This is a genomic window from Aminobacter sp. P4_D5, assembly GCF_056401815.1.
The window spans coordinates 1-11,754 of the sequence record NZ_JBFUIP010000169.1 but is presented as its reverse complement, the minus strand read 5'-3'; the positions used below and the strand labels follow the sequence as shown (position 1 = coordinate 11,754).

Below are 11,754 nucleotides of genomic sequence, written 5' to 3'. Positions count from 1 at the left end.
GAGTGACAGCGTCGCCCTATTGGTGAAAGAAGCGGTGCATCGAGGATCGCACCGCTCGCACCTCAGGATGAGGGCCTTGGCACTCTGGCCGCCTCTTCTTAAACGCGTGCGCTTTGAGATCCCGCTTATGGCCACAAACACCTCAGAACAAGCGAGGAGGCGTTAACCTCCCTCATCCTGAGGTGCGAGCGGAGCGAGCCTCGAAGGAGGCACCAACTGAATGCAGGCTCACGCCGCCTTCAGCAGTTTCCCCCGGTTATGCGGTGCCATAAAGTCGACCTCTGGCCCCACCGGAACGATGCCGGTCGGATTGATGCCGGTGTGGCTGCCGTAATAATGCGCCTTGATGTGAAGCAGGTTCACGGTCTCGGCCACTCCGGGCACCTGATAAAGTTCGCGCAGATAGTTCGACAGGTCCGGATAGTCGGCGATGCGGCGCAAATTGGTCTTGAAGTGCCCGACATAAACCGGGTCGAAACGGACAAGCGTCGTGAACAGCCGCCAGTCAGCCTCGGTCAGTTGGTTGCCGACGAGATAGCGCTGGTGCGACAGCCGCTCTTCCAGCGTGTCGAGGGCCGCGAACATCTCGTTGAAGGCTTCCTCATAGGCGATTTGGGTGGTGGCGAAGCCGGCGCGATAGACGCCATTGTTGATCGAGGGATAGACCAGATCGTTGACCGCATCGATCTCGCTACGCAGCTTTTCGGGATAGAAGTCGAGCGAGGCATCGCCCCATTCGTCGAAAGCCGAGTTCAGCATGCGGATGATTTCGGACGATTCGTTGGAAACGATCGTCTTTTCCTTCTTGTCCCACAGCACCGGCACGGTGACGCGGCCCGAATAGGTCGGATCCGCCTTGGTGTAGATCTGGTGCAGGAAGTCGAGGCCGTAGAGCGTGTCACCAGTGGCGCCATCGTCGGTGCGGAAGGTCCAGCCATTCTCGCCCATGAAATGATGCACGACCGAGACCGAGATGATGTCTTCGAGCTTCTTCAGCGCGCGGAAGATCAGCGTCCGGTGCGCCCAGGGACAGGCGAGCGAGACATAGAGGTGGTAACGCCCCGGCTCGGCCTTGAAGCCGCGCGTGCGGCCCTCCGCCGGCTTGCCATCGACCGTGATCCAGTCACGCCATTGCGAATGCGAGCGCACGAATTTGCCGCCTGTCGACTTGGTGTCGTACCAGCGGTCCTGCCATTTGCCTTCGACCAGCAATCCCATCGTAAAATCCTTTCGTTTGCCACCATGTAGGACACGACGGGCCCAATCCGAAGGGCGACTGTCTGAACGGATCGTCAACAGCAGGCGCACATCACTCAAATGCACGATGGACGGACGCTTCAAATGATGCTAGCGGGCATTTCGATGTCACATTGTTTTGCAAATATCCGGATCGACCGACGACGAATGAGCGCACGCGCTTGAAGCGCTGACTTGCGAATGCTGCGGCTTGGCTCGCGGCACCTCATCCCAGGACACCGGACTGCACAGAACATGACCCTCGCCGACGTGACTTATCTGCCGGAAACCCCGGCGCACGACCTCGAAATCGACGACATCAATGCCGAAGCCTTTGGGCCCGGCCGCTTCACTCGCGCAGCCTACAAGATCCGCGAAGGCGGCCCCCACGACCGCTCGTTTTCCTTTGTCGCCATGCATGGTGGCCAGGTGATCGCCTCGGTCAGGATGACGCCAATTGCAGCCGGCGAAGGGCGCGCGCAGATGCTTGGTCCGCTTGCCGTGCGTCCCGACTTCAAGAACATGGGCATCGGCCGCAAACTCGTAGCCATGGCGCTTGCCGCAGCCGCGAAGGCAAGCGAGCCGGCTGTGGTCCTAGTCGGCGACGAACCCTATTACGGGCCGCTCGGTTTCGCCCGCATTCCGCGCGGCCAGATTGAAATGCCGCGCCCCGTCGATCTCAACCGCCTGCTCGCGCACGAGATCGTGCCGGGTGCCGTGGCGCTGCTTTCCGGCGAGGTCTGCCATGCCGATTCGGCCAAGACACCGGAGCGCGCGCCCGAGCCCGCCTGAGCCAAGCGCGAGCCTGCGACAACCGAAACCGATTACGGTTTTCGGGCCGATGCGGTAGAGCATTCATTCACAGCAACAGAGGACTAGGCTGACATGAATCCAAATGGGCAGATCGCAGTGGTCACCGGCGCCGGCTCCGGCCTTGGCGAAGCCACCGCACGCGCACTCGCAGCCAAGGGCGCCAAGGTCGCGATCTTCGATCTCAGCCTTGAACGCGCCGAAAAGGTTGCCGCCGACATTGGCGGCATCGCCGTGCGTTGCGATGTCAGCAACGAAGAAAGCGCGGTCGCAGCCTTCGCCGAAGTCGAATCCAAGCTCGGCACCGCGCGCATCCTCGTCAACTGCGCCGGCATCGCCGTCGGCGTGAAGACGGTGGGCAAGGACGGCGCCCATCCGCTCAGCGTGTTCCGCCAGGTGATCGAGGTCAATCTGATCGGTTCCTTCAACATGATCCGCCTGTTTGCCGAAGGCGCATCGAAGCTCGAGCCGCTGCAGGGCGGCGAGCGCGGCGTCATCGTCAGCACAGCCTCGGTCGCAGCCTATGACGGCCAGATGGGCCAGGCCGCCTACTCCGCCTCCAAGGGCGGTGTCGTGGGCATGACATTGCCGATCGCGCGCGACCTCGCCCGCTCGGGCATCCGCGTCGCAACCATTGCGCCCGGCATCTTCAAGACCCCGATGATGGCAGCGATGCCGCAAGAGGTGCAGGATTCCCTGGGAGCTGCGGTCCCCTTCCCGCCGCGCCTCGGCGAGCCATCCGAATATGCGGCCCTTGCCTTGCACATCGTCGAGAACCAGATGCTCAACGGCGAAACCATCCGTCTCGACGGCGCGATCCGCATGGCACCGAAATAGGCGCCGAACGTCCCAAAATCGAATATCCTCAGCCCCGGCAGCGCAAGCTTCCGGGGCTGTTTTGCATTTGGCCGACGGATGCTCTTGCCAAGCCTGCGCTGCTTTCGATAAGTAGATTAGATTAGTCATATTTAGTGGTGAAGCAGTGGAAGAGCGCAAGAAAGACGTCATTCGCGAGACCGATGCCCAGGCGATAGCGCTTGCCCGCTCACTGATGCGCACGGCCCGCCACGGCGCGCTTGCCGTCATCGAACCTGAGACCGGCTCACCTCTCGCCAGCCGTGTCGGCACTGCCACCGACGTCGATGGCACGCCGCTGATCCTGATCTCCGGGCTTTCCGCCCACACCAAGGGCATCGTCGCCGATCCGCGCTGCTCGCTTCTGGTCGGTGAGATCGGCAAGGGTGACCCGCTCGCCTATCCACGTATCACCTTGTTCTGCCAGGCAGTTCGCCTGGAGCGCGGCACGCCCGAGCAGGCCCGCCCCGAGCGCCGCTATCTCAACCGCAATCCCAAGGCAAAGCTTTATGCCGGGCTCGGCGATTTCGCGGTGTTCAGGCTCGAACTGGAGCGCGCCAACCTCAATGGCGGTTTTGGCAAGGCCTATCTGCTGACCCGCGACGACCTCCTTCTGGCAGGCGCGGCGGTGGAGATGATTGCTGGGGCCGAGCAGTCAGCACTCGATCACATGAACGCCGACCATCGCGAGGCAATCGCCATCTATGCCAGCCACTTCGGCAAGCTCGCCGACAAAGACTGGGTGCTCAGCGGCTTTGATCCGGAGGGGATGGATCTGGCATCGGGCGACGAGACCGGCCGCGTGCTCTTCCCTGAAATGCTTGCAGAGGCAGCGGATCTCAGACGAAGCCTTGTCGAAATGGCAAAGGAAGGTCGCGCAGCCAAGTCTTGATTTTTTGAGTGAAAGCTGATTTGTGCTGAAGAAGCTAGATTCGGCTATCGATTCCACTGACGAGCTGGCTTGGTAATTCGGCGTTGTTGCCCCCATGACGCCGGAAAGCATTGCGGATACACGGGGTACCCATGAAACCGAAAAAACTGACGGCCAATGCTGAAGCTGCGGCCTCCTTGCTCACGCTTATGGGCAACGAAAAACGGCTGATGATCATGAGCCACCTGCTCGACACGGAGATGTCGGTGGGTGCTATCGCCGAGAAGGTATCGTTGAGCCAATCGGCACTGTCCCAGCATCTTGCGCGCCTGCGCAACGAAGAGCTGGTTGAAACGCGGCGCGACCGGCAGATGATCTATTACACCTGCAAGTCCGACGCCGTGCGCAAGCTCCTCGGCACACTGGAAGGCATTTTCGAAGACGCCTGAAACGATCCAGCCCTTTCCAGGCTCCCATGGCGGCCTGCCCTCCGCTATGAAGCAGCCATGAACATCATCCGCATCGACGACCCTGCCGACCCGCGTGTCGCTCCTTATCTCGACATACGCGAGCGTGACCTTGTCGGCCGCGAAGGGCGTTTCGTCGCCGAAGGCAAGGTTGTGCTCAACGTGCTGTTTGGCGCGCGGCGCTTTGCGGCAGAGTCGGTGCTGGTTCTCGAAAATCGCCTCGCCGGCATGACCGAGACGCTGAGACAGGCATCCGAAGGCATGCCTGTCTATGTCGCCTCAAGCGGGGTCATCGACGCCATCRCCGGCTTTCACATGCATCGCGGCATTCTTGCCATCGGTCTCAAGGGCACGGCGATTTCGGTCGATGACATGCTAAGCGCCCTGCCCGAACGTGCACTGGTGGCTGTGCCGGTCGGCATCTCCAATCACGACAATATCGGATCGATATTCCGCAACGCCGCGGCCTTCGGCGCCGATGCGGTGCTGCTCGACGAAACCTGCTGCGATCCGCTCTACCGCAAGGCGATCAGGGTCTCGGTCGGCGCCGCACTTAAAGTGCCGTTCACCGCAGGGGGAACGGCCAGCGAACTCGCCGATGCACTGTCACGCCATGGTTTCGAGCAATTGGCGCTATCGCCTGCAGGCAAGGCCGACATTCGCGACCTAAAGCGCCCGAAGCGGCTGGCGCTCTATCTCGGCACCGAAGGCGAAGGCCTGCCCGAGCCGCTGTTGAAACGGCTGACGACGGCACGTATCCGGATGGCGCCGGGTTTCGACAGCCTCAATGTCGCGGCGGCCTCGGCGATCGCGCTGCATCACTTCACGGACGCCACTAACTGAGCAAGCCTACTCGGCAGCCGGCGACTTCTGCAGCGCCCGGACGCGATCGGCAAGGCTGATCACCGGCGGCGCTTCGCCATTGCTCGGAGCACGGCTGTCGCCGGCCTTGGCCAGAACGCCGGCAATCGGCGAATCCGGCCCTTCGAGCCGTGCCGTAAGTGCGACGACTTCAGCGGCCAGCTCGTGCATCTGTTCGCGCAGTTGCGAATCCTGGCCGGGGGTCGAAGCGTTGCGCCCCGCCTGGGCAAGCTCGCCCTTGAGCCGCTTGTTTTCGCGCGTCAGCGTGGTCAGCCGGCCTTCAAGGCGTTCGCGCTCGAGCGACGGAGCGGCTCCGTTGGTCATGCTGTTGGTCTCCTGCGCGCCTTGCGGGCTTTTCAGTTGCTCACGCGCATGGGCAAGTTCGCCCTCGCGCTGCTCGATCTTGTCGTCGCGATCGTCCAGCGACGCCGCCATTTCCTGCAATTTCCTGTCAAGTTCGCCAGCACGCCTGGTCTCCGCTTTCAACGCCTCGCGCACGGCCTTGTTGTCGGCTTCGAGTTCGCTCAGGCGTTGGTCGGCATCATTGCGTTGATGGCGCAGCATCGACATGTCGTCCGACAGCTTGCCTAACTCGCTTTCGCGGTTCACCAGTTCAATCTGGCGATTGCTCGAAGACAGGCTGGCCTCGTCATACAGTCCGCCGATTTCTTCGACCTGCTGTGCGCGCTGCTCCAGCAAACGTTCTGCTTCGGCGAGTTGGGCAACCAGCGCCTTGATCTGTTCGTCGCGCTTGCCGAGTTCCCCGCGCAGGTTGCCGCGCTTGGCCTCGAGTTCGCCCACAACGCGCTCTTCGTCGGCATGATCGGTAACCACGACCTTTTGCGCTTCACGGATGCGGCTGAGGTCGACGGCCTGCGAGAGTACCTTTTCCTGCGACGCCTTGAGCTGGACCTCGACCTTGCGTAGCGCCATGGCGTGCTCGGCGCGCAGACTGTCCTTGTCCGCGCGGATTTCTTCCAGCGTCATTGGAAGTTTGGCCTCGACCCGCTGCCGGGTGACCGAGACGGCGCGCCGCCACACCGCAGGCGCGATCAGCAGCACGAAAAATCCGGCGGTCAGAAAGCCAAGAACGAAAAACAGGATTGACTGGACCAAAGCACTTTACCCGTTACGGACAGGCGCGAGTTTGCCATGTTCCCATGGCAGGAATCCAGCACCGCTGCAAATGCTATGCATGACCCCGAAAATCGAAATCGATTTTCACTAGGGATCATGCACAGATTTGGCTGTTCAGCTCTTTTGCGCGTCCATCAAGACGCGCGGTGCGGTTGTAATATCCGCCCGATCCGTACGCGATCAGAACGGATTCCAGGTCGGCTGCTGGGTCAGTTTCAAGTAACCGAGATTAACCCCCAACCGGGCACCAATGCCGGTACGTACCGGTACCAGCAGGATATTACCGCGCTTGAGAACGTTGAAGCCGACACCGGCAACGACATAGGCCGAACCCGCGACACCGCCATAACGATCGTAAAGATTGTTCACGTCATCGAGATTGTAGACCAGGATCATGGTGCGCGAGCCCTGCCCGCCGAAATCCCAGCCTAGCGAAGGCCCCTGCCAGTAGACCTTATGGTCGCCGGCATTCTTGGTGTAGAGCGTGCCTTCACCGTAGGTCAGGCCGCCGACAAAGGCGCCGGAACCCTCCTCGCCGAGGACATAGCCGTTCGGCAGACCGTAAGACGCGAAGACCTTTTCGACGACACTGGCGAGACCGCCCGAAGTCGAACCAAAAAAGCGATGGCCGGAATCAAGGATCTCCTGCGAGGTGTATTGCTGCGCGCGCGACGCAGATGTCGAAAATGCCAGAACGCCGACAAGGACGAACATCGCGGCAACAAGCCGGGCAAACGTCCGGCCATAGAATCGGGAAATCATGCTTCCAAATCTCCGTCTGGGAGCACACTCTCTCCGACGCCCCGGACCCGCTGCTGCTCTTGATTGGCGGCTGGCTGGTCCAACTCCGGCAAACTATGCCGTAATCCTTTTTCAACCATTAAACTGGCCTACGAAGATGGCGGATCGAAGGCATGCCCATGAGTGGGAAAGCCTTGATTTACGCAGAAAAGCAAGCATTTCACGCACCCTTTAGCTGCTGTTTCTTGCCGCATGAGGCGACGCTGTGTAACCAAGAGGACTGCAAGGCCAGCCCTGATTCGCCCAGCCGGGTGCCGTGGCCCCATTATTGTGGTTCAAGCCATTTGCCCGAGGGATGCCGTTCATGGCCGAATTGTTGACGCTTTCCGCTCCTGACCTTGCAGCACTGCTGTGCAGCCGGGTTTGCCACGACATCATCTCGCCGGTTGGCGCTATCAACAACGGTCTTGAGCTGCTCGACGAAGGCGGTGCCGACGAAGACGCCATGCGCCTCATCCGCACCAGCGCCCGCAATGCCTCGGCACGTCTGCAGTTCGCGCGCATCGCCTTTGGTGCGGCCGGCTCGGCCGGCATGTTGATCGACACCGGCGACGCCGAATCGGTTGCATCAGCCTTTTTCAAGAACGAAAAGCCGGAACTGATCTGGAGTGGCGGCCGCGCGCTCTTGCCCAAGAACAAGGTCAAGCTGCTGCTTAACCTGCTCCTGGTCGCCCATGCCGCGATCCCGCGCGGCGGCAAGCTCAACGTCCTGCTTGAAAACGTGGATACGGCGCCGAAATTCACCCTGTCGGCCAGTGGCCCGATGCTGCGCGTGCCGCCGAAGTTCCTCGAACTGCATACCGGCCAAAGGCCGGAAGAGCCGATCGACGCCCATTCGGTGCAGCCCTACTACGCGTTGCTTCTGGCACGCGAGGCCGGCATGACGATCTCGATCCATGCAACGCCCGAAGAGATCCTGCTGACAGCCGAGTGATAGCACTCGACTTTCTGTATAGCTAAAGACCAGCTTAGGACGATCGCTAGGTCATGCCTGGTGATCGCTCATGACTTGGCTGATGTTTGCGAGCATATCAGCCAGACAATCGGCGTCGATCTGCCGGTACTCCACTGCCGGTCCTCAAAAACTTGAGACCAGCCAGCGAACGCTTGGCGCGCGGCAGAAAACATCCCTTTCCGCCGATATTTCCAAGTTTTTTACCATCCGGGTTTTCGGCTTCTTTACGCAACAACGCTAGGGTCCAAGAAACACCCCGGCGCGTCTGGCGCGCTCGGCTCCCGAAAAGAGGAACGGGATATGAAGCGCTGCCTGTTCGTCGATGATTCGAGCGTCATTCGCAAAGTCGCCAAACGCATCCTGAACGGCCCGGACCTGGCTGTCGTCGAAGCCTCGACCGGTGCTGAGGGCCTCGACATGTGCGCCTATGACATGCCTGAAATCATCGTTGTCGACGGCGCATTGGAGGATATGACGCCGGCCGACTTCATCCGCCGCGTCCGCGCCATGGACGGCCGGGTCAAACCGCAGATCGCGATCTGCCTGACAGAGGTCGACATCGGCGCCATCATGCGCGCCAAGCGCGCCGGTGCGCAAGGCTATCTGCTGAAGCCGTTCACCCGGCCGCAACTGCTCGACCGCTTCCGCGCCTTCGACGTAGCCGCCTGAACCGGCCTGGCGCAGAGGTCCGGACAAAGGTCGGCGAAGCGCAAATCGCAAGCGCTCATTCGCATGCAATGCGCTCTGGAAAAAAGAAAACCCGGCACGGAGGCCGGGTTTGACTGAAGGTAGTGCAAGAAAATCAGGCGATTTCGCGAAGCTCTTCCGGCTCACGCAGCACATAGCCGCGTCCCCAGACTGTTTCGATGAAGCTCTGGCCGCCGGAAGCAGCGTCGAGCTTCTTGCGAAGCTTGCAGATGAAGACGTCGATGATCTTCAATTCCGGCTCGTCCATGCCACCATAGAGGTGGTTGAGGAACATTTCCTTGGTCAGCGTGGTGCCCTTGCGTAGCGAAAGCAGCTCCAGCATCTGGTATTCCTTGCCGGTCAGGTGCACGCGCTGGCCACCAACCTCGACGGTCTTGGCGTCGAGATTGACGATCAGCTCGCCGGTGATGATGACCGACTGGGCGTGGCCCTTCGAACGGCGGACGATCGCATGGATGCGCGCCACCAGCTCGTCCTTGTGGAACGGCTTGGTCATGTAGTCGTCGGCGCCGAAGCCGAGGCCGCGCACCTTGTCCTCGATACCGGCCATGCCGGAGAGGATCAGGATCGGCGTCTTGACCTTGGACAGGCGCAAAGTGCGCAGAACCTCGTAACCCGACATGTCAGGCAGATTCAGGTCGAGAAGGATGATATCGTAATCATAAAGCTTGCCGAGATCGACGCCTTCTTCGCCGAGATCGGTCGTATAGACGTTGAAGCTCTCCGATTTGAGCATCAATTCGATGCTCTGTGCGGTTGCACTGTCGTCTTCTATCAGCAGAACGCGCATTCATATCCCCTTTTCTGCTGCCGGAACCTCTTCGCGGTCCAATCCATACCGGCCCAGTGCTACTGAATCGGAGGCTGCCATCGAATGGTTAACAAAACCTAATTTCGTATGGAAGACCATATCAGAAATTTTAACCGGCGCATACACCCACTTGAATCTAAACATGAATCACACGGTCAACATCTTAACGCGACGCATTAACAAGGCTGACTAAGCGACTCCGGAGACGACCCGATCACATTCGCGGCGAAAACCAGAATCTTTACCGGGTCTTAAGTCTCGATGGATATGATTAACGATGCGCGTAAACGAATGGTTACCGGCGGAGAAAAACTTTAAAAGTTTGTTTTCCATATCCGGGAGTTCAAAACCGGTTCGGTTGCGGCGAGGTCCCTCGGGGCCGCAGTAGGCGGTTAGAAGTGCGTTTTTCGGTGTTCGGGAGTATCGGGTCATGAAATCACGTGAGAACCTGGTCAGACTCAAGCAGTTTCAGGTGAACGAAAAGCGCCGGCAGCTGATGCAGCTCGATTCGATGATTGCCGAGTTCGACCGCATGGCCAACGATCTGGAACTGCAGATCGTCGCCGAAGAAAAGAAGGCGGGGATCACTGATCTCAATCATTTCGCCTATCCGACCTTCGCCAAAGCCGCGCGGCAACGACGTGACAATCTCAAAAACTCCCAGCATGACCTGGCGCAACAGCGCGCCGCAGCCGAATCCTTACTCTCCGAAGCTGAAGCGGAGCTGTCCAAGGCAGAGATGCTGGAATCGCGCGACCGCAGCACCCGCGACGCCGAGGCCGGCGGACGCAGCGCGATGATCGGCTAAAAGCAGATATTTTCCAGACAGTTAGCGCAGGACAACCAGCGCTAGTAAGGCTCCCGACTCAAGCGTCCATCGGGAAGCACCTTGGCCCTAGGCCAAAAATTCAGCCGGCTCATTCTCGCCGGCCAGCGACTGGGCGCGCGAATCACGAATTTCAGGCGCGTGGCGCTCAGCCCAGACCCTGATCTGGTTGAGCAGCTCGGCAAGGTTGTGTCCCAGTTCAGTCAGCTCATATTCGACGCGCGGCGGGATGACCGGGAAGATCTCGCGCCGCACCAGCCCGTCACGCTCCAGAATGCGCAGCGTCTGCGTCAGCATCTTGGGCGTTATGCCTTCGACCTTGCGGGCAAGCTCGCCATGGCGCCGCCTGCCAGGCTTCAAAGCCCCGACAACCAGATAGACCCATTTGCTCGCCAGCATCTCAAGCACGGTGTGCGACATGCATTCGCGCCTGAAGGCGTCGTAGCCGAAGGGTGTGTCAGGTGCGCAATCGCTATCCATGAGGTACCTATATATCATGTAGGTACATACTGGACAAGAGAATGATACTATCCAAATGATAGTGGCACCTGCATTCATCCCAAGGAGGACTTTCCCATGCGTGCCATTACCCAGAACACCGTCGGCGGACCCGAAGTGCTTGAGATCGCCGACCAGCCCACACCGCAACTCAAAGCAGGCGAAGTGCTGATCCGTGTCAAGGCTGCGGGCGTCAATCCCGTCGATGCCGCGGTGCGCGGCGGTTTTTACCCGCTTTTGGGTGAACCGCCTTTCGTGCTCGGCTGGGATTTGTCCGGCATCGTCGAGGCTGTCGGCCCGAGCGCCAACGGCTTTGTTTCAGGCGACGAGGTTTTCGGCATGCCACGTTTCCCTGCGCAGGCGGCCGCCTATGCCGAGCTTGCATCAGTCCCGGCAAGCGAACTGGCGCACAAGCCTGAAGCGCTCGACCATGCGGCGGCGGCAGCCCTTCCCCTCGCCGGACTGACCGCCTGGCAGGGCCTGGTGATATCAGGGAAGCTCAAGGCGGGAGAGCGGGTGCTGATCCATGGGGCTGCGGGCGGTGTCGGCCATCTCGCGGTACAGATCGCCAAGGCGCGCGGCGCCTACGTCATTGCCACCGCAAGCCCGGGCAAGGTCGATTTTGTCCGCTCCTTGGGCGCCGACGAGGTGATCGACTACACCAAGGACGATTTTATTGCCAAGGTGGGCCAGGTCGACATGGTGTTTGAGCCGCTGGGCGGCGACCATGCCGAAAAATCGCTGAAGGTACTGCGCAAGGGTGGCGTGCTCGTCGCCCTGCTTGAAACCAGCGAAAAGGCCAAATCCGACGCCAAAGCGAGCGGCATTCGCATCGAGCGGATTTCGGTGCGGCCCGACCGCGAAGGGCTGGAAGAACTCGCCAAGCTGGCGGTGTCCGGCAAGCTCAAGGTCCATGTC

The 11,754-nt window shown here is 60.5% G+C and carries 14 protein-coding genes; 9 read left to right on the top strand and 5 right to left on the bottom strand.

The genetic code is table 11. From position 1 onward, the window contains the following. Positions 1-228: 228 nt before the first annotated feature. Complete coding sequence (locus AC1DWF_RS25780; protein ID WP_476781526.1) at positions 229-1,218, bottom strand: glutathione S-transferase family protein; 990 nt, start codon at positions 1,216-1,218, stop codon at positions 229-231. 273 nt (positions 1,219-1,491) lie between these two features. Here AC1DWF_RS25780 and AC1DWF_RS25775 point away from each other — a divergent pair, with 273 nt between their 5' ends. From AC1DWF_RS25775 to AC1DWF_RS25755, 5 genes are all read left to right on the top strand, one after another. Beyond that, positions 1,492-2,028: a GNAT family N-acetyltransferase gene (locus tag AC1DWF_RS25775; RefSeq protein ID WP_476781525.1), complete on the top strand. Its 537-nt coding sequence runs from the start codon at positions 1,492-1,494 to the stop codon at positions 2,026-2,028. A gap of 93 nt (positions 2,029-2,121) precedes the next feature. After that, positions 2,122-2,883: a 3-hydroxyacyl-CoA dehydrogenase gene (locus AC1DWF_RS25770; RefSeq protein WP_476781524.1), complete on the top strand. Its 762-nt coding sequence runs from the start codon at positions 2,122-2,124 to the stop codon at positions 2,881-2,883. Positions 2,884-3,028: 145 nt separating this feature from the next. Then, entirely contained in the window at positions 3,029-3,793 is a 765-nt protein-coding gene (locus tag AC1DWF_RS25765) for a HugZ family pyridoxamine 5'-phosphate oxidase (protein ID WP_476787923.1), read from the top strand. Positions 3,794-3,924: 131 nt separating this feature from the next. After that, positions 3,925-4,221 carry an ArsR/SmtB family transcription factor gene (locus tag AC1DWF_RS25760; RefSeq protein WP_476781522.1) on the top strand — a complete coding sequence of 99 codons (297 nt, stop codon included), beginning with the start codon at positions 3,925-3,927 and terminating at the stop codon, positions 4,219-4,221. 57 nt (positions 4,222-4,278) lie between these two features. Continuing rightward, a complete protein-coding gene (locus AC1DWF_RS25755; RefSeq protein WP_476842202.1) occupies positions 4,279-5,082 on the top strand; it encodes a TrmH family RNA methyltransferase in 804 nt (267 codons plus the stop codon). A gap of 6 nt (positions 5,083-5,088) precedes the next feature. Here the strand turns inward: AC1DWF_RS25755 and AC1DWF_RS25750 are convergent, their stop codons facing one another. Then, positions 5,089-6,216: a coiled-coil domain-containing protein gene (locus AC1DWF_RS25750; RefSeq protein WP_476781520.1), complete on the bottom strand. Its 1,128-nt coding sequence runs from the start codon at positions 6,214-6,216 to the stop codon at positions 5,089-5,091. Between the two features lie 201 nt (positions 6,217-6,417). Next, complete coding sequence (locus AC1DWF_RS25745) at positions 6,418-6,999, bottom strand: DUF1134 domain-containing protein (protein ID WP_476787922.1); 582 nt, start codon at positions 6,997-6,999, stop codon at positions 6,418-6,420. Between the two features lie 343 nt (positions 7,000-7,342). Here AC1DWF_RS25745 and chpT point away from each other — a divergent pair, with 343 nt between their 5' ends. Both chpT and AC1DWF_RS25735 read left to right on the top strand, forming a co-directional pair. After that, positions 7,343-7,972 carry a histidine phosphotransferase ChpT gene (chpT, locus tag AC1DWF_RS25740; protein ID WP_476786714.1) on the top strand — a complete coding sequence of 210 codons (630 nt, stop codon included), beginning with the start codon at positions 7,343-7,345 and terminating at the stop codon, positions 7,970-7,972. 321 nt (positions 7,973-8,293) lie between these two features. Continuing rightward, positions 8,294-8,662, top strand: a complete 369-nt coding sequence (locus AC1DWF_RS25735; RefSeq protein ID WP_476786713.1) for a response regulator — start codon at positions 8,294-8,296, stop codon at positions 8,660-8,662. A 133-nt stretch (positions 8,663-8,795) separates the two neighbouring features. On the opposite strand, the gene ctrA is transcribed toward AC1DWF_RS25735, so the two are convergent. Next, positions 8,796-9,491, bottom strand: coding sequence for a response regulator transcription factor CtrA (gene ctrA, locus AC1DWF_RS25730; protein WP_476787921.1), 696 nt, complete (start codon positions 9,489-9,491; stop codon positions 8,796-8,798). A 451-nt stretch (positions 9,492-9,942) separates the two neighbouring features. Between ctrA and AC1DWF_RS25725 the strand changes: the two genes are divergently transcribed. After that, positions 9,943-10,320 (top strand): flagellar export protein FliJ, encoded by a 378-nt coding sequence (locus AC1DWF_RS25725; RefSeq protein ID WP_476784522.1) that lies wholly within the window; start codon positions 9,943-9,945, stop codon positions 10,318-10,320. Between the two features lie 87 nt (positions 10,321-10,407). Here the strand turns inward: AC1DWF_RS25725 and AC1DWF_RS25720 are convergent, their stop codons facing one another. Next, positions 10,408-10,818, bottom strand: a complete 411-nt coding sequence (locus AC1DWF_RS25720) for a winged helix-turn-helix transcriptional regulator (protein ID WP_476784528.1) — start codon at positions 10,816-10,818, stop codon at positions 10,408-10,410. 96 nt (positions 10,819-10,914) lie between these two features. On the opposite strand from AC1DWF_RS25720, the gene AC1DWF_RS25715 reads away from it, so the two are divergent. Further along, on the top strand, positions 10,915-11,754 hold an 840-nt coding region (locus AC1DWF_RS25715; protein ID WP_476842201.1), incomplete at its 3' end, for an NADP-dependent oxidoreductase.

Coding starts and splice junctions, on each gene's coding strand:
- AC1DWF_RS25780 (WP_476781526.1), bottom strand. CDS start 1,218: ATGGGATTGCTGGTCGAAGGCAAATGGCAGGACCGCTGGTACGACACC.
- AC1DWF_RS25775 (WP_476781525.1), top strand. CDS start 1,492: ATGACCCTCGCCGACGTGACTTATCTGCCGGAAACCCCGGCGCACGAC.
- AC1DWF_RS25770 (WP_476781524.1), top strand. CDS start 2,122: ATGAATCCAAATGGGCAGATCGCAGTGGTCACCGGCGCCGGCTCCGGC.
- AC1DWF_RS25760 (WP_476781522.1), top strand. CDS start 3,925: ATGAAACCGAAAAAACTGACGGCCAATGCTGAAGCTGCGGCCTCCTTG.
- AC1DWF_RS25745 (WP_476787922.1), bottom strand. CDS start 6,999: ATGATTTCCCGATTCTATGGCCGGACGTTTGCCCGGCTTGTTGCCGCG.
- chpT (WP_476786714.1), top strand. CDS start 7,343: ATGGCCGAATTGTTGACGCTTTCCGCTCCTGACCTTGCAGCACTGCTG.
- AC1DWF_RS25735 (WP_476786713.1), top strand. CDS start 8,294: ATGAAGCGCTGCCTGTTCGTCGATGATTCGAGCGTCATTCGCAAAGTC.
- ctrA (WP_476787921.1), bottom strand. CDS start 9,491: ATGCGCGTTCTGCTGATAGAAGACGACAGTGCAACCGCACAGAGCATC.
- AC1DWF_RS25725 (WP_476784522.1), top strand. CDS start 9,943: ATGAAATCACGTGAGAACCTGGTCAGACTCAAGCAGTTTCAGGTGAAC.
- AC1DWF_RS25720 (WP_476784528.1), bottom strand. CDS start 10,818: ATGGATAGCGATTGCGCACCTGACACACCCTTCGGCTACGACGCCTTC.